Raw genomic sequence first — 26,186 nt, 5'->3', positions numbered from 1 at the left:
TCAAGCAAAGATTACAGCTATGGCGGGTATCCTGATGGTCATGCTTTCCAAGAACTCATGGCCATGCTGATCGTCTCCAACAGTGTTCACCTTCCCGATGAAGAAATCGAACTGACCGCCATCCGCGCTCAGGGCGCCGGTGGGCAGAACGTCAACAAGGTGTCCAGTGCCGTGCACCTGCGCTTCGACAGTCAGGCCTCGTCGTTGCCGCCGTTCTACAAGGAGCGTCTGCTGACGCTCGCCGACAGCCGCATCACCGCTGATGGAGTGGTGATCATCAAGGCGCAGCAGTACCGCACTCAAGAGCAGAATCGCGCCGACGCCTTGGAGCGCCTTGCCGAGTTGATTCGTAGTGCTGGCAAGGTGGAAAAGAAACGCCGCCCGACCAAACCGACCCTAGGCTCGAAGAAGCGTCGCCTGGACGGCAAGAGCAAGCGCGGGGCGATCAAGGCGGGGCGGGGCAAGGTGGATTTCTAGAGGATGAAGGCGGCCTCACGTAGGGTGCGCCATGCGCACCTGACTGGTGATGGCCTAGGTGGCCCCGCGACACCCTACCCGCGAGCCGCCAGATAAGCCTGATAGTCGGGAATGCGGTATTCATGCTGCTGCTCCAGCAGGCTGCTGCTGAGCATGTAGTCGGCACTGCTCTCGTTGCAGGCTACCGGGATGTTCCACACCGCCGCCACACGCAGCAGGGCCTTGATGTCCGGGTCGTGTGGCTGTGGTTCGAAGGGGTCCCAGAAGAACACCAGCATGTCCACGCGTTGCTCGGCGATGCGCGCGCCGATCTGCTGGTCGCCACCCAGCGGTCCGCTGATCATGCTCTCCACCGGCAGATCCAGACGTTTGCTTAGAAGCAGGCCGGTGGTGCCGGTAGCCAGCAGCTCATGGCGCGCCAGCTTGTCTCGCTGACGCTCGCACCAGTCCAGCAGAAAGCCCTTGCAGTGGTCGTGCGCCACCAGGGCGATACGCTTGCGCGCCGGCAATTGGGCATGAGTGAAGCTGATACGGCTCATCGAGCCTCCTCGTTCAGTGCAAGCGGGCCAGGACCAGGCAGTTGTCCAGCATGCGGTTGGAGAAGCCCCACTCGTTGTCATACCAGGCCATGACCTTGAGCAGCTTGCCGCTGAGCTTGGTGTGGTTGGCATCGAAGATCGATGACAGCGGGTTGTGGTTGAAGTCGCAGGACACCAGCGGCAGCGCGTTGTAGCCCAGCACGGCAGACTTCTCGCTGGCAGCCTTGAGCAGGGCGTTGACTTCCTCGGCAGTGGTCTCGCGCTTGACCTGCAGGGTTAGGTCGACCAGCGAGACGTTGATTACCGGCACTCGAACTGCCATGCCGGTGAGCTTGCCAGCCAGATCCGGCAGTACCAAACCGACCGCTTCTGCGGCACCGGTCTTGGTCGGGATCATTGACTGGGTCGCCGAGCGCGCGCGGTATAGGTCGCTGTGGTAAACGTCGGACAGATTCTGATCATTGGTGTAGGCGTGGATGGTGGTCATCAGCCCCTGCTCGATGCCCAGCTCACGGTGCAGCACCTGCGCCACCGGCGCCAGGCAGTTGGTGGTGCAGGAGGCGTTGGAGATGATCTGCATGTCAGGCGTCAGCACCTGCTCGTTGACGCCATACACCACGGTGGCGTCGGCGCCCTTGGCTGGTGCGGAGATCAGCACCTTGCGCGCCCCGGCGGCGAGGTGCGCGGCGGCCTTGTCTCGCTCGGTGAACAACCCTGTGCATTCCAGCACCACATCGACCTGATGGGTTTTCCAGGGCAGCTCTGCCGGGTTGCGAATGGCGCTGACGGCGATGCGATCACCCTTGATCCACAGGCTTTCGCCGTCGACTTTAACTTCTTCAGGGAAATGGCCGTGGACGCTGTCATATTGCAGCAGGTGGGCATTGATCGCGCTGTCGCCCAGATCGTTGATGGCCACGATCTGCAGGTGCTGGCGATAATTCTGGGTATAGAGTGCGCGTAGCACGTTGCGGCCGATGCGGCCGAAGCCATTGATGGCGATTCGTAGTGTCATGGTGAGGGTCTCGTCAATTTGTTGTTGTAATTACAAGATTATTCCCATTGCTATAGAAATCAAGCCCGCTGAGTGGCAGTATTTTGTTGTAAATACGAACAGACGCTAGAAGCTAGCCTGGAGATTCCCCATGCACCCCCGCGTTGTTGAAGTTACCGAACGTCTTGTCGAGCGCAGCCGCGCCACGCGTCAGCGCTACCTGGAGATGATCCGTGCCGCCGCCAGCGAAGGGCCGCAGCGTGGCAAGCTGCAGTGCGCCAACTTCGCTCACGGCGTCGCCGGTTGCAGTGGTGACGACAAGCAGACCCTGCGCCTGATGGATGCCGCCAACGTGGCCATCGTTTCTGCTTACAACGACATGTTGTCGGCGCACCAGCCCTACGAGACCTTTCCCGAACAGATCAAGCAGGCTCTGCGCGACCTGGGTTCGGTAGGCCAGTTCGCCGGTGGCGTACCGGCCATGTGCGATGGCGTGACGCAGGGCGAGCCTGGCATGGAATTGGGCATTGCCAGTCGCGAGGTGATTGCCATGTCCACCGCGGTGGCGCTGTCGCACAACATGTTCGACGCCGCGTTGTATCTGGGCGTGTGCGACAAGATCGTGCCGGGCCTAGTGATGGGCGCGCTGCGTTTTGGTCATCTGCCGTCGATGTTCGTGCCGGCCGGGCCGATGACCTCGGGCCTGTCCAACAAGGAGAAGGCCGACGTGCGTCAGCGTTACGCCGAAGGCAAGGCGACCCGCGACGAGCTGCTGGCGGCGGAAATGGCCGCCTATCACGGGCCAGGTACCTGTACCTTCTACGGTACGGCCAATACCAACCAGTTGCTGATGGAGGTGATGGGCCTGCATCTGCCGGGCGCATCCTTCATCAATCCGGGCACACCGCTGCGTGATGCGCTGACCCGCGAGGCTGCGCAGCAGGTCACGCGGCTGACCAAGCAGAGCGGCCAGTTCATGCCCATCGGCGAGATTGTCGACGAGCGCTGCCTGGTCAACTCCATCGTCGCCCTGCATGCCACTGGCGGCTCTACCAACCATACCCTTCACATGCCGGCCATTGCCCGCGCCGCCGGCATTCTGCTGACCTGGCAGGACATGGCCGATCTGTCCGAAGTGGTGCCGACCCTTGCGCACGTCTATCCCAATGGCAAGGCCGACATCAATCACTTCCAGGCTGCCGGCGGCATGGCCTTCCTGATCCGCGAGCTGCTCGACGCCGGGTTACTGCATGAAGAGGTCAATACCGTGGCCGGGCGCGGTCTGTCGCGCTACACCCGCGAGCCCTTCCTCGAGGGCGGCAAGCTGGTCTGGCGCGACGGACCGACCGAGAGCCTGGAGGAAAGCGTGCTGCGTCCCGTGGCGCGGCCGTTCTCGGCAGAAGGTGGCCTGCGCCTGATGCAGGGCAATCTCGGCCGTGGAGTGATGAAGGTGTCCGCGGTGGCGCCCGAGCATCAGGTGGTAGAGGCGCCGGCGCTGGTATTCGAGGATCAGCTGGATCTGGTCGAAGCGTTCAGGGCCGGCAAGCTGGAGCGCGATTTCGTCGCCGTGGTGCGTTTTCAGGGCCCGCGCAGCAACGGTATGCCGGAGCTGCACAAGATGACGCCTTATCTGGGCGTGCTGCAGGATCGCGGTTTCAAGGTGGCGTTGGTCACCGACGGGCGCATGTCCGGTGCCTCGGGCAAGATTCCGGCGGCGATTCATGTCTGCCCGGAATCCTTCGATGGCGGGCCGCTGGCGCGGGTGCGCGATGGCGATCTGATTCGCGTCGATGGTCAGAACGGTGAGCTGCTGCTGCAGGTCGACGAGGCCGAGTTCGCCTCACGCCAGCCGGCAGCGCGGCCTGCTCCGGCCAGTGGTTGCGGGCGCGAGCTGTTCGCCTTCATGCGCCACAACTTCAGCACGGCGGAGCAGGGCGCCAGTGCCTTTACCGAGAGCCTCGAGTCGCTGGTCTGAGCGGGTAGGGTGGACAGCGCGAAGCTTGTCCACCGTCAGTTCGAATGGTGGATGAGCAAAGCGTTAGCTGCGCGCCCCGATCCACCCTCCAGGTCATCAGATCCCCTGCGGAATCTCTTCGCCGCCCAGCGCGGTGAACAGCTCCGGCAGGAACTCCACCAGGGTCATCATCATCAGGATGAAGCTGGCGTCCTGCTGAGCCAGGGCGTCGTCACCGCCATCCTGTTCGGCCTGCTCCTGCAGCACGTCTTCGAAGCGCAGGCGCTTGATGGTCAGCTTGTCGTCGAGCACGAAGGACAGTTTGTCCTGCCAGGCCAGCGACAGTTGGGTGACCTGCTTGCCGGTGGACAGGTGCAGCTGGATTTCCTCGCTGGTCAGGTCCTGGCGCTTGCAGCGCACCACGCCGCCATCTTCATGAGTGTCACGCAGTTCGCACTCGTCGAGCACGAAGAAGCCTTCGGCGGCGCTCTGGTTCTTCAGCCAGTCGGTGAGGGTGGCGGTCGGTGCGATCTTCACTGACAGCGGGCGCACCGGCAGCGAGCCGATGGCTTCACGCAGGGTAGACAGCAGGTCTTCAGCCTTCTTGGTGCTGGCGCTGTCGACCAGAATCAGGCCCTGCTTCGGCGCGATGGCGGCGAAGGTGCCGGATTTACGGATGAAGGCGCGCGGCAGGAAGGTCTGGACGATCTCGTCTTTGATCTGGTCGCGCTCTTTCTTGTACACCTTGCGCATCTGGGTGTTTTCGATCTCGTCGACCTTCTCCTTCAGCGCATCACGTACTACCGAACCCGGCAGGATACGTTCTTCCTTGCGCGCACCGATCAGCAGGAAATCGCCGCTGACATGCACCAGCGGTGCATCGGCGCCTTTGCCAAAGGGAGCGGTGAAGCCGTAGGTGGTCAGCTCCTGGCTGGCGCAGGGACGTGCCGGCTTGCTGGACAGTGCGGTCTCCAGCGCTTCGGCGTCGAAAGGAATGTCCTGGGTGAGGCGGTAAACCAGCAGGTTACGAAACCACATGAGCGGGTGATTCTCCATTGATGATGAAGTCGCAGGGTGGCGCCATCCTTGGGCTCTCTCGAGCCGGCGCGCAGCGACGGATGAAGGTGGCGGGCCATCAACAGGATCATGATCGGTCCGCCGGCACAGAGCGCGCATTATTCTCCGCTGGCGTGCTCAGGCCAACCCTGACAACGAGCCACTGAGGAAATTCGCTGGTCTCGCCTAAGTTCTTGCTGCGTCGGTAAATTTTTTTGCGAAGAGGGCTTGCCAAGGCCCGGATCGCTCTCTAGAATGCGCCCCACTTCGAGAGTGAAGGGTGATTAGCTCAGCCGGGAGAGCATCTGCCTTACAAGCAGAGGGTCGGCGGTTCGATCCCGTCATCACCCACCAATCTCGCAGTTACGCGCAGCGGTAGTTCAGTCGGTTAGAATACCGGCCTGTCACGCCGGGGGTCGCGGGTTCGAGTCCCGTCCGCTGCGCCATTCTTCTCCTCGCTTCATCCCCTCCTGTGACAACTCTTCGGCGTCCGCCGAAATCTTCGAAAAATCCTTTGTTTGCTTGAACTTATGCGCATTGCTCGGCTCCTATGCCGTAGCCAGTGATCGCGGCGTACTGCTAAGCTCGCGCTTTCACACGACGGCCTTCGGGCGCATCTACAAGGAACAAGCATGAAACAGCATCGTTTGGCGGCAGCGGTTGCCCTGGTGGGCCTGGTGCTTGCCGGTTGCGATTCGCAAACCAGCGAAGTCGAACTCAAGAGCCCAGCGCAGAAAGCCTCTTACGGCATCGGCCTGAACATGGGTCGCAGCCTGTCCGAAGAGGGCATGGATGATCTGGATTCCAAGGCCGTCGCTCAGGGTATCGAGGACGCGCTGGCGAAGAAGGAGCCACGCATCAAGGACGAAGAGATGGTCGAAGCCTTCTCTTTCCTGCAGAACCGTGCTGAAGAGCGCATGACTGCGCTGAACAAGGAAGCCGCTGAAGCCGGCAAGAAATTCCTTGAAGAGAACGGCAAGCGCGAAGGTGTTGTCACCACCGCTTCTGGCCTGCAGTACGAAGTAATCAAGAAAACCGACGGTGCCCAGCCGAAGGAAAGCGACGTAGTGACCGTTCACTACGAAGGCAAACTGACCGACGGCAGCGTGTTCGACAGCTCCGTTGCTCGTGGCAGCCCCATCGACCTGCCGGTTGGCGGCGTGATCCCGGGTTGGGTCGAAGGTCTGCAACTGATGCATGTTGGCGAGAAGTACAAACTGTACATCCCCAGCGAGCTGGCCTACGGTGAGCAGAGCCCGTCTCCGGCCATCCCGGCCAACTCGGTACTGGTGTTCGATCTGGAACTGATCGGCATCAAGGATCAGGCCGCCGCCGAGCCGACCGAGCAGTAACACTCGGTACTGGTGTACAACGCCCCGTCTTGACGGGGCGTTGTCGTTTCTGGGGAGCTGTAAACCAGGATGTGGTGATCAGGGTGTTACGCTTATGCACATCATGGGAAACATTCCTAACAAGTCTGAGCTACAACTGAGTTGTGCTCGTGTCAATCAGCAACTTGTTGATTTTCATAGATTTTATATGCTGTATAAAAAATATCCGATCTAACTCGAGGCCCCGTGGCACGGGGCTTTGATAAGCTTGTCGAAAGACTTTGCACAGATTTATCCACAGCTTCGGTGGATAAGCGAGGTGAGCCCTGATACTGCCTGGCTTGCCGAGGAGGCCGAATGAAAACTCCCTGGAAATTGACGCGTTACCTGCCGCTGGCTGCCCGCTTTCTGCGTGAAGGCCGGTTACCGGAGTTGCTCCGCGATCTGGCAGACAAGCGGACACCGCAAGGACAACGCTTCGCCGCCCTCAAAGAGGACCTGCAACTGCTGCGTGCACTCAGCCTGGCCTGGTTCAAGGGTGAGTACCGGCAGATCAGCAGTCAGGCGCTGTTGATGGTGGTGGCTGCTCTGCTGTACTTCATCACCCCGTTCGATGCCATTCCCGACTGGCTGGTCGGGGTCGGTTTCGTCGATGACCTGGCCGTGCTGGCCTGGGTGATGCGCACCTGGCATGGCGAGCTCGAAGCGTTCAAGGCGTGGCGCGAAAGGCAGAGTCCGGAGCGCCTGGCGCTGATCGAGCAGTTACCGGCTGCGGAGCGGGTCGATCCGCTGCATTCCTGATGATTCGTTCGGCCATTGCGGGGCCTGCCGGCTGAGTCACTGAGTCTTTCGGGCCATGCGTCCAGCGGGCTGCCGACTCACTCGGTCATGGCGAGTACCGCATCTTGCTACCTTGGCAGCATGGATCACGCCCTGGCGGCAGACGCCTGTTAAGATGGCCGCTTGCAAGGAAGGGGTCGAGGCTGTCGGCCCTGCTTTCCAACGGAGAGACTCATGAGTGTGCAAATCATTGCCCGTGACGGCGAGCCGGAATACGCCGTGCTGCCCTGGGCCGATTATCAGGCCTTGTTGCAAGCCGCAGGTCGCCAGGAGGTTGCCACGGCCGTTGCGCCATCGCCAACGCCTTCAGCCAATCGCGCACCTCTGGCGCAATTGCAAACGTTACGCGAAGCCAAGGGCCTGAGCGCGGAAGCGCTGGCTCGCAGCGTCGGCATCAGCCCTCACTATCTAGCCATGATCGAAAGTGGCGAACGTCAACCTGACGCTGCGATTCTGCGTTCGCTGGCCTGGGAGCTGGGGCTGGAGGGCTGGTCTTGAGCGTGCGTATCAGTCGCCAACACTGGCAGGCATTGCTGACCGAGCTGGACGACGCCCGTCGTCAGCGCCACCTGCTCACCTACCGGGCACTGATCGAACGTCTCGATCTGCCGACGCCAGCCATGCAGACTCTGACCGCTGCACTGGAGCACCTGGCTGCACTGGATGCACGCGCCGAACGACCGCTGCGTAGCTCACTGGTGATCAGCCAGGGTGCCAGCCGGCTGCCGCGTACCGGATTCTTCGACTGCGTGACACGTCTGGGACGTTTCAGCGGCGCCTCCGATGGCGTGGCAGCCGCCTCCTGGCACGCTGCCGAGGTGGTCAGGGTGTTCGAGTTCGACTACCCAGCCGATGTCTAGGTGGCTCTGGCAACTGCGCGCGCAACTGGGCTACTGGCTGGCCCGGCGTCTGTTTCACTGGCCGGCGGCGTTGCGTCAGCCGCGTCTGTGGCAATGGATGCAGGGCCAGTACGGGCGCATGGCCAATCTCGGTGACACCGCTGCGCAGAGTTTCTACGGTCATATCCTGCTGTTTCGCGGCCAGGGTCTTGGCGCGCGCGAGGAAGGGCTGAGGTTGTTGCGCTTGGCCGCCAATGGCGGTGACGACAAGGCCGCTTATCAGTTAGGTGTGCAGGCGCTGCAGGGCGATACCCGGCAGGCGCCGGATGCCTCGCAAGCAGTGCGTTGGTGGGAGATGGCCTTGGCTGCCGGTCATCCTCTGGCCGCCAACCGCCTGAGCCTGCTCTACCGCGACGGTGCGCCGGGACTTGAGCCGGACCCGCAAGCCGCAGAGCGCTATGCCGCCATGGCCAACCAGGGGCTTCCCTCAGGCCGCTGAACCTTCGAGGATATGCAGGCTGTACCCAGGCACGGCCTTGGCCTGGCGCTTGGCTTCGGAGGCCAGCTCGGCCAGACGCGAGGCATCGAGCTGCGCGCAGTCTTCCGTTCTCACGTGCACCACGCCAATCGACAGTGACAGCAGCGCGTATTCCTGGCGTTGTCCATGGCGGTTGTGGGCGATAAAGCAGCCGGCCTGCAGATGCTCGTCACGGTAGAAGCGTCGGCACTGATTTTGGAAGTCCTCGATCAGTTTGCCGAGTTTTTCGCGCCAGTCGGATGAGCCAAGCACCAGCATGAAGTCGTCGCCACCGATATGCCCGACGAAGTCGCGTGCCGGATCGACCCGATCGTTCAGGCATTGCGCCAGGCACAGCAATACCTCGTCGCCCTTGGCGTAGCCGTAGAGATCGTTGAAGGGTTTGAAACTATCGAGATCCACGTAGCACACCGCAGCTTCGCGCTGCTGTTGCAGCAGGCGACTCAGGCATTGCTGGATCGGCACGTTGCCTGGCAGCAGGGTCAGCGGGTTGGCGTGACGCGCCTGCTGCAGCTTTTGCTCGGTGATCAGTTTGAGTACGTCGATGACCCTGCCCAGGCCCAGGTAGCGGCCGTTCTGGATGATGATGAAGTCTTCCTCGATACGCTGGCGTGCACGGCTGGTGAGCAGGCGACTGACCTTCTGCAGTGACTGCGTCAGCTCCACGGCAAGAAAATCCTGGCTCATCAGGCGGCTGATGGGTTTGCGTGCGAACAGGTCAGTGGCGAAGGGCTTGAGCAGCGCCTCGGACAGCGAGTGGCGGTGGACGATCCCCACCGGCTGACGCTGCGCATCCAGTACCGCCAGGGAGTTGAGGTTGGCCTGGGCACGGAAGACATCCAATACCTCGGCGATGGCTGTGTGCTGGTCGACTGCGGGTTGGTCGTTGAGCAGGGCACTGAGGTCATGACTGTCTTCACCGAGGCTGGCTTGATTGCTTTGCACCTGGGGCAGCAGTTGGCGAGCATCGCGTGGCGGTTTTTCCTGCGGCCTGCTGAGCAGGTAGCCCTGCACCAGGTCGACCCCCATTTCCGCCAGTACGGCCAGTTCTTCGGGTAGCTCGATCCCTTCGGCAATCACCTGGGCCCGAGATGCTTCTGCCATTTTCAGGATCGAGCCGACGAACTCGCGCTTCACTGCATCCTGATGAATGCCATCGATGAAATGGCGGTCGATCTTCACGTACTCCGGGCGCAGCTCCGACCACAGGCGCAGGCTGGAGTAACCGGCACCGAGGTCATCCAGAGCGATGGAAAAGCCCATCGCGCGGTAGTGGTGCAGGGCGTTGTCGAGCAGGGCGAAGTCTTCGGTGGGCGACTGTTCGGTGAGTTCGATCACCACCTGGCTGGGTGGGATGCCGAAAGCCTGCAGCAATTTCAGGGTGCGCCCTGGTTGGTGGCTGGGGTCGAGCAGCGACTCCGGCGAGACGTTGAGAAACAGCTTGCCGTCCAGGCCCTGTGCGCTGAAGCCTCTGCAGGCACTCTTGCGGCAAGCCATTTCCAGCTCGCTCAGGCGCCCTGCGTGACGGGCGACAGCGAACAGCGTCAATGGCGAGTGCAGTGGACTGTTGGAAGGGCCACGGGTCAGTGCCTCATAGCCGAGGATGCGCTGTTCGGACAGCGAGACGATAGGCTGGAACAGGCTACTGAGGTCGCCGTGAGCGAGGATGTTGCCCAGCGCGCTCAACTGCTCGGTGACGGTCATGATGTTCTCGATCTGTAGAAAAACGAAGGGCCGGCTTATGGCCGGCCCTTCATTTCACGACAGTTCGATGACGATATGATGACGCTCGATGAGTCGTCTCAGTGCAGCGCCAATGAGGGGTTCAGACCCAGGTAGTCGAGCAGGATGCGCCCACTTTCCGAGAGGTAGGCGTCGTCTTCCGGCGTGCTCTTCTCATCGGCGACTGGCAGTGCATCTTCGTCTTCCTTGGCCAGCTCCTTGAGTGGCTCTTCACCCTTGGCCTGGCGGCGGTTGTTCTCCAGCGCCAGTTGCTTGGCTTCGACTTCGGCCTGGCGCGCACGGCGGGCTTGCTCGTTGAGGCTGACGGTGGTTTCTGCCATCAGTTTCTTGGCCAGGGTAAGGCGATCGCGGGTGAAGACGAAGTCCGGGTCCTTGATGGTGCGCTGATCGTGACGGGCTTTCAGCTCGGTCAGGAAGGGCTTGATCGGGTCCAGTTCGGGGGTGATCGCCGGGCGGATGCTGTCCCAGGGCAGCGCAGCGGGCAGGGCACTTTCGCCGATGTCCTTGGTGTCCATGACGTCTGGATAGAGGATGTCGGGGATCACGCCCTGATGCTGGGTGCTCTGGCCGGACACGCGATAGAACTTGGCCAGGGTCAGTTTCAGTTCGCCATGGTTGAGCGGCTGGATGGTCTGCACCGTGCCCTTGCCGAAGGTCTGGCCGCCGAGAATCAGCGCGCGGTGGTAGTCTTGCATGGCGCCGGCGAAGATTTCCGAGGCCGACGCGGACAGGCGGTTGACCAGCACGGCCAGCGGGCCGGTGTAGTAGATGCCCTTGTTCTCGTCAGCGAGCACGTCGACGCGGCCGTCGGCATTGCGCACCAGTACGGTGGGGCCTTGCTCGATGAACAGGCTGGTCAGCTCGGTGGCTTCCTGCAGCGAGCCACCGCCGTTGTTGCGCAGGTCGATGACCACGCCGTCGACCTTCTCGGCCTGCAACTCATCGAGCAGGCGTTTGACGTCACGGGTGGTGCTCTTGTAATTCGGGTCGCCAGCGCGGAAGGCCTTGAAGTCGAGGTAGAAGGCTGGCAGTTCGATCACGCCAAGCTTGTAGTCACGACCATCATGCTTGAGTTCCAGGACCTTTTTCTTGGCTGCTTGCTCTTCCAGCTTGACCGCTTCACGGGTGATGGTGACCACCTTGCTGGTCTGGTCGCTGGGTGGATTGCTGGCCGGGATCACTTCCAGGCGTACGGTGGAACCTTTCGGGCCACGAATCAGCTTGACCACTTCGTCCAGGCGCCAACCGATCACGTCGACCATATCGTCGTTGCCCTGGGCAACGCCGACGATCTTGTCGGCTGGAGCGATCTGCTTGCTCTTCTCGGCCGGGCCGGCAGGCACCAGGCGTACTACCTTGACGTGCTCGTTATCGCTTTGCAGGACGGCGCCGATGCCTTCGAGCGACAGGCTCATGTTGATGTCGAAGTTTTCTGCGTTATCCGGCGACAGATAAGTGGTGTGCGGGTCGTAAGTGGTGGCGAAGGCATTGATGTAAGCCTGGAACACGTCCTCGCCACGGGTCTGCTTGAGGCGCGCCAACTGGTTCTTGTAGCGCTTGGTCAGCAGTTCCTGGATGTCCTTGGTTTCCTTGCCAGCGATCTTCAGGCGCAGCACTTCGTCCTTGACGCGTTTGCGCCACAGCTCGTCGAGTTCAGCGCGATCTTTGGCCCAGGGTGCTTTCTCGCGATCGACCTGCAACTGTTCGTCGACAGTGAAGTCGATCTTGTCGACGCCCTTGCCGAGTTCCGCCAGCGCGTAGTTCAGGCGCTCTTCCATGCGGGTCAGGTGGCGGCGATAGATGGTGAAGCCCGGCTCGAGGTCGCCGCTCTTGAGCAGGTCATCGAACTTGGTGCGCCACTGGTTGAATTCGCTGATATCAGCCGCGGTGAAGTAGCTGCGAGACGGATCGAGCAACTTCAGGTAGTTGTCATAGATCTGAATCGAACGCTCGTCATTGAGCGGCGGCTTGTTGTAGTGGTGGCGCTTGAGCAATTCCACTACGTTGAGGCTGGCAATCACCTGGTCGCGGTCCGGCTGCAGGTAGTCCCAACTGGTCGCTGTGGTGGTCTTGGCCGCCAGCGGCAGGGCACTGAAGCCGAGTACGAGGGCGAGGGCGGTGCTTGCTAGAGATCGCTTCATGCTGATTCGACGTAGTGGCAGGTGATAACGCATATTAGGCCGTATCTGAGGGCGCCAGGTTCCGTTGGCGCTAGACAAAAGCCCAGCGGTCAGCGCTGGGCTCGGTTCACTTGCACTATGGAGGCAGCATGAAGGCATTGCAAGGCGTCGAAGGGCGTGCACAGTGGCTGGAACAACCGGCGCAGACCTGTGACGCAGGACAGATTCGCGTGAAGGTGGCCGCCGCTGGGCTCAATCGGGCTGATCTGTTGCAACGCGCCGGGCTCTATCCGCCGCCTCCAGGCGCGAGCCAGGCGCTCGGGTTGGAATGTTCGGGTGTGGTTGTCGAGGTCGGCGCCGGCAGCGCCTGGCAGGTGGGTGATCGGGTCTGCTGTCTGCTCGCTGGCGGTGGTATGGCCGAGGAGGTGGTGCTCGATGCACGCCACGCCATGCCGGTGCCCGAGGGGCTGAGCCTGGTCGAGGCTGCTGTAGTGCCGGAGGTTTACGCCACGGCCTGGCTCAATCTGTTCCAGCTCGGCGCCCTGCGCCCGGGTGAAAAAGTCCTGCTGCATGCCGGCGCCAGTGGCGTCGGTTCGGCAGCGATCCAGCTTTGCAAGGCATTCGGCAGCCCATGCTGGGTCAGCGTTGGCTCGCCAGAACGACTGGCCTATTGCGAGGCGCTCGGTGCTCAGGGCGGTGCTCTGCGTGGTGACGACCTGCAAGCGCTGCGCGATTTCGGGCCGTTCGATGTGATTCTCGATCCGGTCGGCGGGCAGTACGCGGCACTCAATCTGGAGCTGCTGGCCCGTGATGGCCGTTGGATCAATATCGGTTTGATGGGCGGGCGCGAGGCCACCCTGGACCTGGCTCAGGTCCTCGGCAAGCGCATTCAATTGATCGGCTCGACCCTGCGCAATCGTGACGACTCGTTCAAGGCCGACCTGCTGCACGATCTGCAGCAACAGGTCTGGCCGCTGTTCGCCGAAGGGCGATTGAAGCCGCAACTTGAGCGCAGTTTCCCCCTCAAAGACAGCGAAGTGGCGTTCGAGACACTCGCCGGTAATCAGGTTGCGGGTAAAATCGCGCTGCTTATCGACCCCGATCTTGCCTGAGCGAGAGCTCCAGCCCGCGTCTGGCGCGGGCTCGGCCAGTGATTGGCTCATTCAATCAATATCATGGCCGTAATCAATAAGCTTTTTTTCGTTAGGTCGCTAAGATACGTCCTGTAGATTTCAAACCCTCACAGAAACCTCAGAAGGAGTCAGAGATGTCCCTGATCAATACTCAAGTTCAGCCGTTCAAGGCTAACGCTTTCCACAACGGCGAATTCATCGAAGTCACCGAGCAGAGCCTGCAAGGCAAGTGGTCCGTGCTGATCTTCATGCCGGCTGCCTTCACCTTCAACTGCCCGACCGAAATCGAAGACGCGGCCAACAACTACGCTGAGTTCCAGAAGGCCGGTGCCGAGGTCTACATCGTGACCACCGACACCCACTTCTCGCACAAGGTATGGCACGAAACTTCGCCGGCCGTTGGCAAAGCACAGTTCCCGCTGATCGGCGATCCGACCCACCAGCTGACCAACGCTTTCGGCGTGCACATCGCTGAAGAAGGTCTGGCTCTGCGTGGCACCTTTGTGATCAACCCGGAAGGCGTGATCAAGACCGTTGAAATCCACTCCAACGAAATTGCTCGCGACGTCTCCGAGACCCTGCGCAAGCTGAAGGCCGCTCAGTACACCGCCGCTAACCCGGGTCAGGTTTGCCCGGCCAAGTGGAAAGAAGGCGAGGCCACTCTGGCTCCGTCGTTGGACCTGGTTGGCAAGATCTAAATCTGCCGACTTCCTTTCCGGCCTGTCTCAGATCGGAAAGGACCAACTCTGCGCTGTTTGGGCCAGTAACCGGCCCTTGTGGTGCCCGATGCCCGGGCGCGATCCGTCCGGGCATTTTATTGCCCGAATTTTCGTATTTGAGGAATTTCCGCCATGTTGGACGCCAATCTTAAAGCCCAGTTGAAGGCCTACCTGGAAAAGGTCACCCTGCCGTTCGAGATCGTCGCGTCCCTCGATGACAGCGCGAAATCTCAGGAACTGCTGGGCATGCTCCAGGACATCGTCGGTCTGACCGACAAGATCACCCTCAAGACCGACGGTAGCGATGCCCGCCGTCCGTCTTTCGCCCTGAATCGTCCGGGTGAAGACACTGGCGTTGCCTTCGCCGGTATCCCCATGGGTCACGAGTTCACCTCGCTGGTGCTGGCGCTGCTGCAGGTGGGCGGCCATCCGTCCAAGCTGGACGCCGATACCATCGCGCAGATCAAGAGCATCGAAGGCAAGTTCGAGTTCGAGACCTATTTCTCGCTCTCCTGCCAGAACTGCCCGGATGTGGTTCAGGCGCTGAACCTGATGGCCGTGCTCAACCCCAATATCCGCAACGTCTCCATCGACGGTGCGCTGTTCCAGGACGAAGTCGAGCGTCGCCAGATCATGGCCGTGCCGAGCATCTACCTGAATGGTGAGGTCTTCGCTTCCGGCCGTATGGACGCGAAGGAAATCCTCGCCAAGATCGATACCGGCGCGGCCAACCGCGACGCCGAGAAGATGAGCGCCAAGGACGCCTTCGACGTGCTCGTGGTCGGTGGTGGCCCAGCCGGCGCTGCAGCGGCCATCTACGCCGCGCGTAAAGGTATTCGTACCGCGATTGCTGCCGAGCGCTTCGGCGGTCAGGTACTCGACACCATGGCCATCGAGAACTTCATCTCGGTGAAAGAGACCGAAGGCCCGAAACTGGTGCGCGCCCTGGAAGAACACGTCAAGGAATACGAAGTCGACGTGATGAACCTGCAGCGTGCTTCGGCGCTGGTGCCGGCCAGCAGCGAAGGCGGCCTGCACGAGGTGAAGTTCGAGAACGGCGCTTCGCTCAAGGCCAAGACCGTGATTCTCTCCACCGGCGCACGCTGGCGCGAGATGGGCGTGCCTGGTGAGCAGGAATACAAGGCCAAGGGCGTGTGCTTCTGCCCGCACTGCGACGGCCCGCTGTTCAAGGGCAAGCGTGTGGCGGTGATCGGCGGTGGTAACTCCGGGGTCGAAGCGGCCATCGACCTGGCTGGCATCGTCGCCCATGTGACCCTGCTGGAATTCGCCGACACCCTGCGTGCCGATGCCGTACTGCAGAAGAAGCTGGGCAGCCTGCCTAACGTGACCGTGATCAAGAGCGCGCAGACCACCGAGGTCAAGGGCGACGGCCAGAAGGTCAACGGCCTGGTGTACAAGGATCGCACCACCGAGGAGCTGCACACCGTCGAGCTGGAAGGCATCTTCGTACAGATCGGCCTGCTGCCCAACAGCGACTGGCTCAAGGGGAGCGTGGAGCTCAACCGCTTCGGCGAGATCATCGTCGACGCCAAGGGCGCGACCAACATCCCTGGCGTGTTCGCTGCCGGTGACGTGACCACTGTGCCGTACAAGCAGATCGTCATCGCCATGGGCGAAGGTTCGAAGGCATCGCTGAGCGCCTTCGACCACCTGATCCGCCATAGCTGATCGCAACGCTGGAACGACAAAGGCCACCTTCGGGTGGCCTTTGTCGTTGGTGTATCTGTGGGAGGCGCTTTAGCGGCGACAGCTTCGCGGCTAAAGCCCCTCCCACAAGCTCTCCGATCATCAGCGCTTCAGGCCGCCCAGGGTCAGCGGCATCTGGCGGTTCACATCCTTGTACAGCAGGTAGCGGAAGCGGCTCGGGCCGCCGGCGTAGCAGGCCTGCGGGCAGAAGGCGCGCAGCCACATGAAGTCACCAGCCTCGACCTCGACCCAGTCCTGGTTCAGGCGATATACCGCCTTGCCTTCCAGCACGTACAGGCCGTGTTCCATGACGTGGGTTTCGGCGAACGGAATCACGCCGCCTGGCTCGAAGTTGACGATGTTGACGTGCATGTCATGGCGCATGTCGCTGATCTCGACGAAGCGCGTGGTGCTCCAGCGGCCTTCGGTGCCGGGCATGACGATCGGCTCGATGTCCTGCTCGTGGGTGACGAAGGCTTCCGGATACGGCACGCCTTCGACCGGTTGGTAAGCCTTGCGCAGCCAGTGGAAGCGCACGGCTTCGCTGCCGTTGTTGCGCAGCGACCAATCGCTTTCTGGCGGGATGAAGGCGTAGCTGCCAGGACGCAGGGCGTGCTGGGTTCCGTTGAGGCTCAGGTCGCAGGTGCCTTCGACGACGAAGATCACGCCTTCGGCGGTCGGGTCCAGCTCAGGCTTGTCGCTGCCGCCGTTCGGGCCGACTTCGACGATGTATTGCGAGAAGGTCTCGGCGAAGCCGGTCAGCGGGCGAGCGATGACCCACATGCGCATGTTGTCCCAGAACGGCAGGTGGCTGGTGACGATGTCACGCATCACGCCTTTGGGGATCACGGCGTAGGCTTCGGTGAACATGGCGCGGTCGGTCAGCAGTTGATCCTGACCTGGGTGACCGCCATGCGGTGCGTAGTAGTAGGGCGATTTGCTCATCGAGAGGTTGCCTCGGCGGGTGAAGGGCTCGGGGTTCGATCCCCGAGCGGAAAATTGGCTCCCATGCACTATAGGAATTCGCGGCTGGATTCGGAAATTAAATAGTAGAATGCCTGTCAGTGGGTTTCATGATGGATGGCGCTATGCTCGATCCGGTGTTGTTACGCAGTTTTCTGACCGTTGTGCAGACCGGTGGCTTCACCCGTGCGGCTGCCAGCCTGCACTTGACCCAGTCCACGGTCAGCCAGCAGGTGCGGCGCCTGGAGGAGCAGCTCGGTGCTGAGCTGCTCGACCGCAGTGGCCGCTACGTAGTGACAACCACCGAGGGTGAACGCCTGCTGGGTTACGCCAACCGCATCGTCGCACTGATGGACGAAGCCATGCTGGCGCTGGGGCAAAGTGCGGTGGAAGGCGAGGTGCGCCTCGGCGTGCCGGACGATTTCGCCGCCAATAGCCTGACCCCTTATCTGGCCGATTTCGCCGACGCGCATCCGGGCATTCGCCTGGAGATCACCAGTGGCCTCAGTCATGACGTCTGGCGCGCGTTCAATGCCGGCGAACTGGACCTGGCGTTGATCAAGCAGCGCGCCGGCAGTGCCAAGGGCCTGGCCAGCTGGGCTGAGCCGGTGGCCTGGCTCGACAGCCGCGCGCGCCCGGTGCTGGCGCGCAACCCGGTGCCACTGGCGGTGTTTCCCCCTAACGGCCTGTATCGCCTGGAGATGACCCACGCGCTGGATGCCATGGGCAAGCCCTGGCGTATCGCCTATGTCAGCAGCAGTTTGCCCGGCGTCAGCGCCGCGGCCGAAGGAGGCCTGGGCCTGACCCTGCTGCCGCGCCGGTTGATCACCGCTGCGCACCGCGAATTGGGTGAGGCCGAAGGCTTCGCCCCGGTGGCGCCGGTGGAAGTGGCCTTGCATGCGCGCAACCAGTTGCCCGGCTATGCACGGGAACTGGCGGCGGCGTTGATCGAGGCCTGCGAAGGGATCATGAGCCAATAGGGCGTCACGGGGCCGGGTAGGGTGCGCCATGCGCACCTTGAAACCAGTGTTTCGCGTACACGTCGACGGACGCCGGTGCGCACGGCCTGGGCGGCTCCGCGACACCTTACGACAGGCTCAGCGCCAACTGAGAATCGGCCAGCCAGCCTGCTCGGCATGGGCGCGCAGAGTCGGGTCGGGGTTGACGGTGAAGGGCTTGTCGACCAACTGCAGCAGCGGCAGGTCGTTGCGCGAGTCGGAGTAGAAGCAGGCGCCAACGAGGCTTTCGTTCTGCTCGGCGAGCCAGGCATGCAGACGTGTCACCTTGCCTTCGCGATAGGTCAGCACGCCTTCGGTGCGACCGCTATAGAAGCCGTGCTGCAGCTCCAAATCGATGGCTAGCACCTCGTCGATGCCGAAGCGTTCGGCGATGGCGCTGACCAGAAAATGCGCCGAGGCGGAGATCACCAGCAAGCGGTCGCCGGCGGCGCGGTGCGTGGCCAGGGTGCGGCTGGCGTCGCTGTAGAAGATCGGCTCGATCACGTCCTCGACGAAGGGTTCGACCACATGGGCGACCTCCTCGGGCGTGCGGCCAACCAGGGGCGAAAGGGTGAAGGCCATGTAATCCTCCATGGCCAGGGTGCCGGCGGCGTACTGACGCATCAGTTCCTGCTCGTGGGCCAGGAAGGACTCGCCATCGGCCCAGCCGATCTTGACCATTTCCTGTGTCCACAGGCTGGCGCAGTCGCCATGAATCAGGGTTTCGTCGAGGTCGAAAATCGCCAGGGCCATCACGCCACCTCCCGGATCGCATCGGCACCAATGGCCAGGCTGACACTCTGGCCATTGTGGTGCAGGTCGGCGGCGGAGCGATTGAGCACGTCCACCAGCAGTTGCACGCCGCGGACCTCGACCCGGTAGCGCACGACGTTACCCAGCAGGCTGTGGCTTACAATGGTGCCTTCGATTCCCACCCCACCGATCTGGATCGCCTCCGGGCGGATTGCTACACGGCTGTTGACCGGGCGCAGCAACAGGCGGCTGGCGGCATCGGCCTCGAGCAGGTTGTAGTTGCCGATGAACCCGGCGGCGAAGGCATCCACCGGCGCGGTGTAGAGAGTTTCGGCGTCGCCGCTCTGGACGATCTGGCCGGCATTCATCAGGAAAATACGATCACTCATGGTCAGCGCTTCTTCCTGATCGTGAGTGACGAAGATGGTGGTCAGGTTCAGTTCCTGCTGGATGGCGCGGATCTGTTCGCGCAGGTGTTTGCGGATACGTGCATCGAGAGCCGACAACGGCTCGTCGAGCAGCAGCAGGCGCGGGCGGGTGACCAGCGAGCGGGCCAGGGCCACGCGCTGGCATTGGCCGCCGGAGAGCTGGTGCGGATAGCGCGCGGCGAAGTCGCCCAGCTCGACCATCTCTAGAGCCTCGCGCACGCGCTGCTCGCTTTCGTCCCTGGCCACTTTCTGCATGCGCAGGCCGAAGGCGACGTTCTGCGCCACGCTCATGTTGGGGAACAGCGCATAGCTCTGGAACACCATGCCGATACCGCGTTTTTGCGGCGGTAGGGGCACCAGGTCTTCGCCACCGAGATTGATCTGCCCGCCGTCGACGTCAGTCAGCCCAGCGATGCAACGCAGCAGGGTGGACTTGCCGCAGCCGGAGGGGCCGAGCAGGGTGACGAACTCGCCCTGACCGATCTCGCAGTTGATGTCGCTGAAGATACGGGTGTCGCCGTAGCTTTTATGCAGGTTATGGATGCTCAGCAAGCTCATGCCTTGTCCCTGTTCAAACGGTTGGCCGCCCAGGTGAATACCAGGACGAAGAAGAAGTAGGAAATCACCAGTGCACTGTTGAAGTGGCCGCTGCTGTTGCGCATGTTGTTCAGGTACACCTGCAGGGTTTCATAGCGGGTGCCCACCAGCATGTTGGCGAAGACGAACTCGCCGAACAGGAAGCTGAAGGAGAGGAACAACGACACCATCAGGCCCTTGCGCAGGTTCGGCAGCACCACCAGAAAGGCCGCCTTCCAGGTACTGGCGCCAAGCAGGTGAGCAGCGTCCATCAGGTCGCGCAGGTTGATCGCCTGCAGGTTGTTGGCGATGGCGCGGTACATGAACGGCAGGGCAATGGTGAAGTAGCAGCCAAGCAGAATCCACGGCGTGCCGGTCATCGCCAGTGGCCCGGAGCCGTAGAGCTGCAGCAGGCCTACCGAGGACACCACCGGCGGCACGGCGAACGGCAGCAGGATCAGCACGTTCATCAGCGTGTCGAGCTTGGGGAAGTGGTAATGCACCACGAACATCAGCGGCAGGATCAACACCACTGATAACGCCAGGGCGCCGAAGCACACCAGCAGCGATTGACCGAAGGCGCGCAGGAAGCGCTCATCACTCCACAGCGCGGCGTACCACTTCAGCGTCAGGCCGTCCGGCAGGATGGTCGCCGACCAACTGGTGGATAGCGAGTAGAGCAGGGTACCGGCCAGCGGCAGCAGCAGGATGAGGAACAGCAGCCAGACCACGATACGGTGATAGAGGCTGGCGGTGGGGGCATCAGCGCGTGACATGCTGGCTCCTTTTCAGCAGCAACTGGTGGACGGCGGTGATCAGTACCATCAGCCCGACCAGGATCATCGACAGGGCGCTGGCCAGGTTCGGGTCCAGCGAGATGTCGCCGGAGACCATCGCCGCGATGCGGATCGGCAGTACGTTGAAGTTGCCGGTGGTCAGGTAATACACCGTGGCATAGGCGCCCAGGGCATTGGCCAGGAGGATGACGAAGGTGCCGAGCAGCGCCGGGGTCAGCACCGGCAGGCCGATGTGGCGCCAGAAGTCCCAGGTGCCGGCACCGAGCAAGGCTGCGGACTCACGCCAGTCCTGGCGCAGGGCGTCGAAGGCGGGGTAGAGCAGCAGCACGCCGAGCGGAATCTGAAAATAGGTGTAGAGCACGATCAGGCCGTTCTTCGAGTAGAGGTTGAAGCCCTCGATCAGGCCAAGCTGGATCAGCAGCAGGGTCAGCGCGCCGTTGAAGCCGAGCAGGATGATGAAGGCGAAGGCCAGCGGCACCCCGGCGAAGTTGCTGGTCATGTTGGAGAAGGCGATGACGAAGTCGCGCAGCTTCGAGTCCACCTGGCGCAGCGAGTAGCTGCCGAGGATGGCGATGGCCATGCCGAACAGGCTCGACCAGAAGGCGATTTCCAGGCTGTGCTTGATCGCCTGCATATAGAACCTGGAGGCGAAGATCTTCTCGAAATTGCCCAGGCCCCAGCCAGCTGGGCTGTTCAGACTGTTGACCGCCACCCACACCAGTGGCGCCACCTGGAACACCACGAAGAACAGGGTGAAGGGCAGCAGGCACAACAGCGGCAGCCAGCGTCGCAGGGAGGATGGCGCGCTCATTTCAGCAACTCCGCGCAGTAGGGTTTGTCGTGCGGGACACCGAGCAACTGGCAGATGCTGCCGCACAGTTCGAGCTGGCGTGGGCGCGCATTGGCATCGAGGCTGAAGGCGTCGCCGATGACGAACAGTGGCACCTGGCGCTCTTCTGGCAGCAGGCCGTTGTGCGAGCGGTCGACGTTCATGCCGTGGTCGGCGGTGACCAGCACCTGATAGCCGGCATCGACCCAGTTCTGCAGGTAGTCCGCCAGCAGCACGTCGGCCATCCGTGCGGCGTTGCGGTACTGGGAACTGTCCAGGCCGTGCTTGTGGCCGGCGTCGTCGATGTTCATCGGGTGCACCAGCAGCAGGTCTGGCGTGTGCTGCAAACGCAGGCTCTCGGCGTCGACGAACAGGTGCGAGTCCGGGTAGTGGTCGGCGTAATAGAAGTGGCCATGCTGGATCGGCAGCGATTCATCGCAGGTATGCCGGTCGCGCACGGCGACGAAGGGCGAGCGGTTGTACAGCTCGCTGACCCAGTGATAGGCCGCGGCGGCGGTGCTCAGACCGGCATCGCGGGCGTAATGAAAGAGGCTGCGTTCGCGCGACAGACGCGAAACATCGTTGTGCACGATGCCGCTGTCGATGGGGCGCTCGCCAGTGAGGATGGCCTCGTAGAGCGGGCGCGACAGTGCCGGCAGCTCGCAGTCGAGGCGGTAGAAGGCCGCGCGGCCAGCGTCGCACCAGGCGTGCAGATGGCCCATGGCGTGTTGCGCCACCGAGTGGCTAAGGCCGTCGAGCACGACGAGGATGACCTTGGAAGGCATGGGGAATCCTGAAAAACGATGGAAGCGTTTCGCGGCTGAAGCGGAATGCCGCCCAGCCGCTCCTGCAGGTATGGGCTGCGGGAGCAGCTTGTGGGAGGGGCTTCAGCCGCGACTGTCGCCGCTGAAGCGCCTCCCACCGAGCCCGGGTTATTCCATATTGATGATCACGTTCTCCTGCCACATCTGTGGCAGTGCCTTGGAGGTGGTTTCCCAGGCAGCCGCGTCGGCGATTGGCTTGACCTTGGCGTATTGCTCGTTAGGCAGCAGCTTGGCCTGCACCTCGGCCGGCAGGGTCAGGTGCTCGGCGCGGATCGGTCGGGCATTGCCTTTGGCCAGGTTGATCTGGCCAGCGTCGGAGAGGATGTACTCACGCGCCAGCTTGGCCGCGTTGGGGTTCTTGGCGTACTTGTTGATGATGGTGGTGTAGCCAGAGATCACCGAACCATCGGAGGGGATCAGCACCTCGAAGCGGTTGGGGTCGATCTGGTCGCGGTACGACAGGCCGTTGAAGTCCCAGACGATGCCGACTTCCACTTCACCCTTTTCCAGGGTCTGGATGGTCGGGTTGGACAGCGACAGGCGGCCCTGCTCGGCGATGGTGGCGAAGAAGTCCAGGCCGGGTTGGATGTTCTTCTCGTCACCGCCATTGGCGATGGCGGCAGCCAGCACGCCATTGACGGCCTGGGCTGCAGCGCTGACGTCACCGATGGCGACGCGGTACTTGCCATTCTTCAGGTCGGCCCAGGATTTCGGTACATCCTTGACCAGTTGCTTGTTGACGATGAAGGCGATGGAGCCGGTGTAGGCCAGCATCCAGTGGCCATCGGCGTCCTTGGCCCAGCTCGGGATCTGTTCCCAGGTACTCGGCTTGTACGGCTGGGTCACACCCTGTTGCACTGCGATAGGACCAAAGGCGGCGCCGACGTCGCCGATATCGGCGGTGGCGTTGTCCTTCTCGGCGGCGAACTTGGCGATCTCCTGCGCCGAGCTCATGTCAGTGTCTTGATGCTTGAGGCCGTAGAGTTTGGTCAGGTCGGTCCAGGTGTCTTTCCAGTTGGCCCAGCTGTCGGGCATACCCACGCTATTCACCGCGCCTTCGGCGCGTGCGGCCTTTTCCAGTGCCTGCAAGTCGGTGCCTTCGGCCATGGCGGAAGTCGCCAGGGCGATGGCCGAGCCCATCAGTGAAGCCAGCAGCAGTTGTTTCATTGGAAACTCCTTTGCAGTGAGAGTGTTGGTCTAGATCAGCAATACCCGAGCCAATCTAAGCGCCTTCAATGACAGTTTTATGTCCGGCCAAAAGTGGCAGATGTCTAGGTGCAGTCAGCTGGCGCACTCATCAAGCGTAGACCATGGATAAGTCCCTGATTTAGCGGGCTGCGAGTGGATGTGGCGATGGCATGCGGCGTGCTTGCAGGACGCTTGTCATCTATCAGTCATCTAGACTGCCTAGTCTTGTAACCCGTCTGAGCAAGTGACTTTTGCCCCGTGATGGGGCTGGACTAGTCCAAAAGGGGAAATTTTGATGCGCGAAGAAGCGCCACGGGCCGTCACCATCATCTGCCGCGCGTTACAGGAGCAGATCGACCAAGGCCTGTTGCCCTCCGGCAGCAAGTTGCCGGCCGAGCGCAAGCTCAGTGAGTTGTTCGACACCACGCGCATTACCCTGCGCGAGGCGCTCGGCCAGTTGGAGGCGCAGGGGCTGGTCTATCGCGAGGAGCGCCGTGGCTGGTTCGTTTCACCTACGCGGGTGGCCTACAACCCCCTGGTGCGTACCCACTTTCATGCCATGGTCGCCGAGCAGGGGCGAGTGCCGGCTACCGACGTCCTGAGTGCGCGCTTGATGCCGGCCCCCGCGCAGATCTGCCAGGTGCTGGAGTTGCCGGCGTTGTCGAGCGTCTATCAGGTGTGCCGCGCGCGGCGTATCGACGGGCGTCTGGTGTTGTATGTCGAGCACTATCTGAATCCGGCTTACTTCCCCGGCATTCTCGAGTTCGACCTGACGCGTTCGCTGACCGACCTCTATGCCAGCGAGTACGGCATTCACTATGGCCGCGTGCGTTTCGACATGGTGCCCACCGCGCTACATGCCGAGGCCGCTGCCAGCCTCAAGGTGGCGCCGGGCAGTCCGGCGCTGCGCATCACCCGGGTCAACCGCGACCAGCACGGGCGCATCATCGACTGCGACCTGGAGTTCTGGCGCCACGACGCCATTCACGTCAGCGTCGAAGTGCCGGAATAGGGGCGCCGTGCGCATCTAGGTGGCTGGCGACGTCTAATCGCCAGTGCGCAAGCCGGGAAGGCTGATGCGCGCGGCACACCCGACCGTTCGTCGGCCTCGACGATATTTTTCCGGCCAATGTCGAAACGCGCTCGCTGCGTTCGACTATCCAGTATCCACCGTCGAGGAACTGGAGCGCGCCATGAAATACCTCTGCCTTGTTTACGCCAACGAACAGGAGCTGCACAGCTCCCCCAACAGCCCGCATGACAGTGAGTGCCACGCCTACGCCCAGCGTGTGCAGGAGAGCGGGCGCATGCTTGCAGCCGAGGCGTTGCAGTCGGTGCAGAGCGCCACCACGGTGCGCATGCGTGGCGGCAAGCTGGCCATCACCGATGGCCCTTTCGCCGAAACCAAGGAGCAGCTCGCCGGCTTCTATCTGATCGAGGCACGGGATCTCAACGAGGCCATCCAGCTGGCCGGAGATATTCCCGCCGCCCGTGTCGGCTGCGTGGAAGTGCGGCCGATTCGCCAACTGGATGTCGACCCGGCTGCACAGCACTGAGCCGTCCTCATTAACTCGGCAGGAGAACCTTCATGGACCGCCGCTATATCCCCGAAGTCGCCACGCGTGAGCAATGGCTGGCCGCGCGCAAGGCACTGCTCGAACAGGAAAAGGCCCTGACCCGCCAGCGCGATGCGCTCAACCGTGCCCGCCGTGCCTTACCCATGGTGCTGGTTGAGGAGGATTACCGCTTTCAGGGCCCGCAAGGTGAAGTCGGCCTGGGGGCGTTGTTCGACGGGCGCAGCCAACTGATCGTCTACCACTTCATGTATCACATGGACCGTGGCGAGGGCTGCGACGGCTGCTCCTGCCTGGTGGACAACATCGGCCATCAATCGCACCTGCACGCCCGCGACACCAATCTGGTGCTGGTGTCGCGGGCGCCGCTGGCCGATCTCGAAGCCTTCAAGCGGCGCATGGGTTGGACGCTGCCCTGGTACAGCTCGTACGGCAGCCGCTTCAACTACGACTACCACGCCACCACCGACGAGCAGGTTGCACCCGTCGAATACAACTACCGCGACAAGGACGAGTTGCAGCGCCTGGGGTTGAACTACCACGTCCAGGGCGAGCAGCCCGGCGTCAGCGTGTTCCTGCGTGACGCTGGGCGCATCTATCACACCTATTCCACCTATGGCCGAGGCGTGGAGATCCTGATGAGCAGCTTCCATTTCCTCGACTTCACGCCTTTTGGCCGCAGCGAGGGTTGGGACGGCATGCCCGATCTGGACGGCAAGGGGCTCAACTGGACGCGTCTGCACGATGAGTACGAACAGCGCGCGCCCACCCACGACTGCTGTGGCCATAAGGCCTGAACCTCAGCGAAGGAGAAACCACATGAGTCAGCATGAACTGCAAGATGCACTGAACAGCTGGGCCGAAGCCTGCCGCAGCAAGGATGTGGCGCGCATCATGGGCCACTACATGGACGGCGTGGTCGCCTACGATGCCGTGGGGCCGCTGCGCTTCCAGGGGCGCCCGGCATACCAGGCGCATTGGCAGGCCTGCATGGAAATGTGCAGCGGCGAAGGCCGTTTCGAGCCGCACGAGCCGACGTTTACCGCCGACGGCGATCTTGGCGTCACTCATTACCTGCTGCACTGCGGCGGCACCAATGACAAGGGCGAACTGGAGACCTGCTGGATGCGCGTGACTCAGTGCCTGCGCCGCCAAGGCGGTCGCTGGCTGATCTTTCACGAGCACTTCTCCGCGCCTTGCGATATGGAAAGCGGCAAGGCGCTGTTCGACCTGCAGCCCTGATAACCCGTTCAAAGCCTGCTGCGC

Annotated in this window: 27 protein-coding genes and 2 tRNA genes; 17 read left to right on the top strand and 12 right to left on the bottom strand. The window is 62.3% G+C overall.

Translation table 11 applies throughout. From position 1 onward, the window contains the following. Nucleotides 1–63: 63 nt before the first annotated feature. Nucleotides 64–477, top strand: a complete 414-nt coding sequence (gene arfB, locus RTH74_RS02195) for an alternative ribosome rescue aminoacyl-tRNA hydrolase ArfB (protein WP_074676758.1) — start codon at nucleotides 64–66, stop codon at nucleotides 475–477. 74 nt (nucleotides 478–551) lie between these two features. On the opposite strand, the gene RTH74_RS02190 is transcribed toward arfB, so the two are convergent. Both RTH74_RS02190 and gap read right to left on the bottom strand, forming a co-directional pair. Then, a complete protein-coding gene (locus RTH74_RS02190; protein WP_143506095.1) occupies nucleotides 552–1,016 on the bottom strand; it encodes a methylglyoxal synthase in 465 nt (154 codons plus the stop codon). Between the two features lie 13 nt (nucleotides 1,017–1,029). Then, nucleotides 1,030–2,031: a type I glyceraldehyde-3-phosphate dehydrogenase gene (gene gap, locus RTH74_RS02185; protein WP_316913610.1), complete on the bottom strand. Its 1,002-nt coding sequence runs from the start codon at nucleotides 2,029–2,031 to the stop codon at nucleotides 1,030–1,032. A gap of 130 nt (nucleotides 2,032–2,161) precedes the next feature. Between gap and edd the strand changes: the two genes are divergently transcribed. Beyond that, a complete protein-coding gene (gene edd, locus RTH74_RS02180; protein WP_316913609.1) occupies nucleotides 2,162–3,985 on the top strand; it encodes a phosphogluconate dehydratase in 1,824 nt (607 codons plus the stop codon). A 96-nt stretch (nucleotides 3,986–4,081) separates the two neighbouring features. On the opposite strand, the gene rdgC is transcribed toward edd, so the two are convergent. Continuing rightward, the gene (gene rdgC / locus RTH74_RS02175; RefSeq protein WP_316913608.1) at nucleotides 4,082–5,002 is read right to left on the bottom strand and encodes a recombination-associated protein RdgC; all 921 of its coding nucleotides are present in this window, start codon (nucleotides 5,000–5,002) and stop codon (nucleotides 4,082–4,084) included. Between the two features lie 296 nt (nucleotides 5,003–5,298). Here rdgC and RTH74_RS02170 point away from each other — a divergent pair. The 7 genes from RTH74_RS02170 to RTH74_RS02140 all read left to right on the top strand — a co-directional run bounded on the left by RTH74_RS02170 (nucleotide 5,299) and on the right by RTH74_RS02140 (nucleotide 8,529). Beyond that, nucleotides 5,299–5,374: transfer RNA gene (locus tag RTH74_RS02170), tRNA-Val, on the top strand. A gap of 15 nt (nucleotides 5,375–5,389) precedes the next feature. Further along, a tRNA-Asp gene (locus tag RTH74_RS02165) sits at nucleotides 5,390–5,466 on the top strand. A gap of 186 nt (nucleotides 5,467–5,652) precedes the next feature. Beyond that, nucleotides 5,653–6,372, top strand: coding sequence for an FKBP-type peptidyl-prolyl cis-trans isomerase (locus tag RTH74_RS02160; RefSeq protein ID WP_099522172.1), 720 nt, complete (start codon nucleotides 5,653–5,655; stop codon nucleotides 6,370–6,372). Nucleotides 6,373–6,708: 336 nt separating this feature from the next. Further along, nucleotides 6,709–7,152 carry a YkvA family protein gene (locus RTH74_RS02155; RefSeq protein WP_316913607.1) on the top strand — a complete coding sequence of 148 codons (444 nt, stop codon included), beginning with the start codon at nucleotides 6,709–6,711 and terminating at the stop codon, nucleotides 7,150–7,152. Between the two features lie 213 nt (nucleotides 7,153–7,365). Beyond that, the gene (locus tag RTH74_RS02150) at nucleotides 7,366–7,689 is read left to right on the top strand and encodes a helix-turn-helix transcriptional regulator (RefSeq protein ID WP_316913606.1); all 324 of its coding nucleotides are present in this window, start codon (nucleotides 7,366–7,368) and stop codon (nucleotides 7,687–7,689) included. Further along, entirely contained in the window at nucleotides 7,686–8,051 is a 366-nt protein-coding gene (locus tag RTH74_RS02145) for a hypothetical protein (protein ID WP_099522169.1), read from the top strand. The genes RTH74_RS02150 and RTH74_RS02145 overlap by 4 nt, the downstream gene beginning before the upstream one ends. Continuing rightward, complete coding sequence (locus RTH74_RS02140; protein ID WP_316913605.1) at nucleotides 8,044–8,529, top strand: sel1 repeat family protein; 486 nt, start codon at nucleotides 8,044–8,046, stop codon at nucleotides 8,527–8,529. Before RTH74_RS02145 ends, RTH74_RS02140 begins: the two co-directional genes overlap by 8 nt. On the opposite strand, the gene RTH74_RS02135 is transcribed toward RTH74_RS02140, so the two are convergent. Further along, nucleotides 8,518–10,272 carry a bifunctional diguanylate cyclase/phosphodiesterase gene (locus tag RTH74_RS02135; RefSeq protein WP_316913604.1) on the bottom strand — a complete coding sequence of 585 codons (1,755 nt, stop codon included), beginning with the start codon at nucleotides 10,270–10,272 and terminating at the stop codon, nucleotides 8,518–8,520. The genes RTH74_RS02140 and RTH74_RS02135 overlap by 12 nt on opposite strands. Before the next feature lie 98 nt (nucleotides 10,273–10,370). Continuing rightward, on the bottom strand, nucleotides 10,371–12,452 hold the full coding sequence (locus RTH74_RS02130) for a carboxy terminal-processing peptidase (protein ID WP_166432374.1): 2,082 nt from the start codon (nucleotides 12,450–12,452) through the stop codon (nucleotides 10,371–10,373). A 128-nt stretch (nucleotides 12,453–12,580) separates the two neighbouring features. Here RTH74_RS02130 and RTH74_RS02125 point away from each other — a divergent pair, with 128 nt between their 5' ends. From RTH74_RS02125 to ahpF, 3 genes are all read left to right on the top strand, one after another. Beyond that, nucleotides 12,581–13,543, top strand: coding sequence for a zinc-binding dehydrogenase (locus RTH74_RS02125; RefSeq protein WP_316913603.1), 963 nt, complete (start codon nucleotides 12,581–12,583; stop codon nucleotides 13,541–13,543). A 155-nt stretch (nucleotides 13,544–13,698) separates the two neighbouring features. After that, on the top strand, nucleotides 13,699–14,262 hold the full coding sequence (gene ahpC / locus RTH74_RS02120; RefSeq protein ID WP_099522164.1) for an alkyl hydroperoxide reductase subunit C: 564 nt from the start codon (nucleotides 13,699–13,701) through the stop codon (nucleotides 14,260–14,262). Between the two features lie 153 nt (nucleotides 14,263–14,415). Continuing rightward, entirely contained in the window at nucleotides 14,416–15,972 is a 1,557-nt protein-coding gene (gene ahpF, locus RTH74_RS02115; RefSeq protein ID WP_179545494.1) for an alkyl hydroperoxide reductase subunit F, read from the top strand. Between the two features lie 120 nt (nucleotides 15,973–16,092). Here ahpF and RTH74_RS02110 read toward each other — a convergent pair whose 3' ends face one another. Then, nucleotides 16,093–16,935, bottom strand: coding sequence for a bifunctional allantoicase/(S)-ureidoglycine aminohydrolase (locus RTH74_RS02110; protein WP_099522162.1), 843 nt, complete (start codon nucleotides 16,933–16,935; stop codon nucleotides 16,093–16,095). A gap of 143 nt (nucleotides 16,936–17,078) precedes the next feature. Between RTH74_RS02110 and RTH74_RS02105 the strand changes: the two genes are divergently transcribed. Next, nucleotides 17,079–17,933 (top strand): LysR substrate-binding domain-containing protein, encoded by an 855-nt coding sequence (locus RTH74_RS02105; RefSeq protein ID WP_099522951.1) that lies wholly within the window; start codon nucleotides 17,079–17,081, stop codon nucleotides 17,931–17,933. A 117-nt stretch (nucleotides 17,934–18,050) separates the two neighbouring features. Here RTH74_RS02105 and RTH74_RS02100 read toward each other — a convergent pair whose 3' ends face one another. The 6 genes from RTH74_RS02100 to RTH74_RS02075 all read right to left on the bottom strand — a co-directional run bounded on the left by RTH74_RS02100 (nucleotide 18,051) and on the right by RTH74_RS02075 (nucleotide 23,325). Beyond that, nucleotides 18,051–18,704, bottom strand: a complete 654-nt coding sequence (locus RTH74_RS02100; protein WP_316913602.1) for an HAD family hydrolase — start codon at nucleotides 18,702–18,704, stop codon at nucleotides 18,051–18,053. Further along, nucleotides 18,704–19,690: an ABC transporter ATP-binding protein gene (locus RTH74_RS02095; RefSeq protein ID WP_316913601.1), complete on the bottom strand. Its 987-nt coding sequence runs from the start codon at nucleotides 19,688–19,690 to the stop codon at nucleotides 18,704–18,706. Before RTH74_RS02095 ends, RTH74_RS02100 begins: the two co-directional genes overlap by 1 nt. Continuing rightward, a complete protein-coding gene (locus RTH74_RS02090; protein WP_037004963.1) occupies nucleotides 19,687–20,484 on the bottom strand; it encodes an ABC transporter permease in 798 nt (265 codons plus the stop codon). The genes RTH74_RS02095 and RTH74_RS02090 overlap by 4 nt, the downstream gene beginning before the upstream one ends. Next, the gene (locus RTH74_RS02085) at nucleotides 20,471–21,316 is read right to left on the bottom strand and encodes an ABC transporter permease subunit (protein WP_316913600.1); all 846 of its coding nucleotides are present in this window, start codon (nucleotides 21,314–21,316) and stop codon (nucleotides 20,471–20,473) included. The genes RTH74_RS02090 and RTH74_RS02085 overlap by 14 nt, the downstream gene beginning before the upstream one ends. After that, on the bottom strand, nucleotides 21,313–22,119 hold the full coding sequence (locus RTH74_RS02080) for an alkaline phosphatase family protein (RefSeq protein WP_316913599.1): 807 nt from the start codon (nucleotides 22,117–22,119) through the stop codon (nucleotides 21,313–21,315). The genes RTH74_RS02085 and RTH74_RS02080 overlap by 4 nt, the downstream gene beginning before the upstream one ends. A gap of 147 nt (nucleotides 22,120–22,266) precedes the next feature. After that, on the bottom strand, nucleotides 22,267–23,325 hold the full coding sequence (locus RTH74_RS02075; protein ID WP_316913598.1) for an ABC transporter substrate-binding protein: 1,059 nt from the start codon (nucleotides 23,323–23,325) through the stop codon (nucleotides 22,267–22,269). Nucleotides 23,326–23,641: 316 nt separating this feature from the next. Between RTH74_RS02075 and RTH74_RS02070 the strand changes: the two genes are divergently transcribed. The 4 genes from RTH74_RS02070 (at nucleotide 23,642) to RTH74_RS02055 (ending at nucleotide 26,162) form a co-directional block, all read left to right on the top strand. Continuing rightward, nucleotides 23,642–24,358, top strand: coding sequence for a UTRA domain-containing protein (locus RTH74_RS02070; protein ID WP_099522155.1), 717 nt, complete (start codon nucleotides 23,642–23,644; stop codon nucleotides 24,356–24,358). A 181-nt stretch (nucleotides 24,359–24,539) separates the two neighbouring features. After that, complete coding sequence (locus tag RTH74_RS02065; protein ID WP_316913597.1) at nucleotides 24,540–24,902, top strand: YciI family protein; 363 nt, start codon at nucleotides 24,540–24,542, stop codon at nucleotides 24,900–24,902. 32 nt (nucleotides 24,903–24,934) lie between these two features. After that, nucleotides 24,935–25,717: a DUF899 domain-containing protein gene (locus tag RTH74_RS02060; RefSeq protein WP_316913596.1), complete on the top strand. Its 783-nt coding sequence runs from the start codon at nucleotides 24,935–24,937 to the stop codon at nucleotides 25,715–25,717. A 22-nt stretch (nucleotides 25,718–25,739) separates the two neighbouring features. After that, nucleotides 25,740–26,162 carry a nuclear transport factor 2 family protein gene (locus RTH74_RS02055; protein WP_316913595.1) on the top strand — a complete coding sequence of 141 codons (423 nt, stop codon included), beginning with the start codon at nucleotides 25,740–25,742 and terminating at the stop codon, nucleotides 26,160–26,162. The last annotated feature ends 24 nt before the right edge of the window (nucleotides 26,163–26,186 follow it).

It is taken from the genome of Pseudomonas sp. zfem001 (genome assembly GCF_032621725.1).
Taxonomy (GTDB): Bacteria; Pseudomonadota; Gammaproteobacteria; order Pseudomonadales; family Pseudomonadaceae; genus Aquipseudomonas; species Aquipseudomonas sediminis.
The sequence above is the reverse complement of the archived record's forward strand: the minus strand, read 5'-3'. Positions and strand labels throughout refer to the sequence as shown.

Coding starts and splice junctions, on each gene's coding strand:
- arfB (WP_074676758.1), top strand. CDS start 64: ATGCTGATCGTCTCCAACAGTGTTCACCTTCCCGATGAAGAAATCGAA.
- RTH74_RS02190 (WP_143506095.1), bottom strand. CDS start 1,016: ATGAGCCGTATCAGCTTCACTCATGCCCAATTGCCGGCGCGCAAGCGT.
- gap (WP_316913610.1), bottom strand. CDS start 2,031: ATGACACTACGAATCGCCATCAATGGCTTCGGCCGCATCGGCCGCAAC.
- edd (WP_316913609.1), top strand. CDS start 2,162: ATGCACCCCCGCGTTGTTGAAGTTACCGAACGTCTTGTCGAGCGCAGC.
- rdgC (WP_316913608.1), bottom strand. CDS start 5,002: ATGTGGTTTCGTAACCTGCTGGTTTACCGCCTCACCCAGGACATTCCT.
- RTH74_RS02160 (WP_099522172.1), top strand. CDS start 5,653: ATGAAACAGCATCGTTTGGCGGCAGCGGTTGCCCTGGTGGGCCTGGTG.
- RTH74_RS02155 (WP_316913607.1), top strand. CDS start 6,709: ATGAAAACTCCCTGGAAATTGACGCGTTACCTGCCGCTGGCTGCCCGC.
- RTH74_RS02150 (WP_316913606.1), top strand. CDS start 7,366: ATGAGTGTGCAAATCATTGCCCGTGACGGCGAGCCGGAATACGCCGTG.
- RTH74_RS02140 (WP_316913605.1), top strand. CDS start 8,044: ATGTCTAGGTGGCTCTGGCAACTGCGCGCGCAACTGGGCTACTGGCTG.
- RTH74_RS02135 (WP_316913604.1), bottom strand. CDS start 10,272: ATGACCGTCACCGAGCAGTTGAGCGCGCTGGGCAACATCCTCGCTCAC.
- RTH74_RS02130 (WP_166432374.1), bottom strand. CDS start 12,452: ATGAAGCGATCTCTAGCAAGCACCGCCCTCGCCCTCGTACTCGGCTTC.
- RTH74_RS02125 (WP_316913603.1), top strand. CDS start 12,581: ATGAAGGCATTGCAAGGCGTCGAAGGGCGTGCACAGTGGCTGGAACAA.
- ahpC (WP_099522164.1), top strand. CDS start 13,699: ATGTCCCTGATCAATACTCAAGTTCAGCCGTTCAAGGCTAACGCTTTC.
- ahpF (WP_179545494.1), top strand. CDS start 14,416: ATGTTGGACGCCAATCTTAAAGCCCAGTTGAAGGCCTACCTGGAAAAG.
- RTH74_RS02110 (WP_099522162.1), bottom strand. CDS start 16,935: ATGAGCAAATCGCCCTACTACTACGCACCGCATGGCGGTCACCCAGGT.
- RTH74_RS02105 (WP_099522951.1), top strand. CDS start 17,079: ATGCTCGATCCGGTGTTGTTACGCAGTTTTCTGACCGTTGTGCAGACC.
- RTH74_RS02100 (WP_316913602.1), bottom strand. CDS start 18,704: ATGGCCCTGGCGATTTTCGACCTCGACGAAACCCTGATTCATGGCGAC.
- RTH74_RS02095 (WP_316913601.1), bottom strand. CDS start 19,690: ATGAGCTTGCTGAGCATCCATAACCTGCATAAAAGCTACGGCGACACC.
- RTH74_RS02090 (WP_037004963.1), bottom strand. CDS start 20,484: ATGTCACGCGCTGATGCCCCCACCGCCAGCCTCTATCACCGTATCGTG.
- RTH74_RS02085 (WP_316913600.1), bottom strand. CDS start 21,316: ATGAGCGCGCCATCCTCCCTGCGACGCTGGCTGCCGCTGTTGTGCCTG.
- RTH74_RS02080 (WP_316913599.1), bottom strand. CDS start 22,119: ATGCCTTCCAAGGTCATCCTCGTCGTGCTCGACGGCCTTAGCCACTCG.
- RTH74_RS02075 (WP_316913598.1), bottom strand. CDS start 23,325: ATGAAACAACTGCTGCTGGCTTCACTGATGGGCTCGGCCATCGCCCTG.
- RTH74_RS02070 (WP_099522155.1), top strand. CDS start 23,642: ATGCGCGAAGAAGCGCCACGGGCCGTCACCATCATCTGCCGCGCGTTA.
- RTH74_RS02065 (WP_316913597.1), top strand. CDS start 24,540: ATGAAATACCTCTGCCTTGTTTACGCCAACGAACAGGAGCTGCACAGC.
- RTH74_RS02060 (WP_316913596.1), top strand. CDS start 24,935: ATGGACCGCCGCTATATCCCCGAAGTCGCCACGCGTGAGCAATGGCTG.
- RTH74_RS02055 (WP_316913595.1), top strand. CDS start 25,740: ATGAGTCAGCATGAACTGCAAGATGCACTGAACAGCTGGGCCGAAGCC.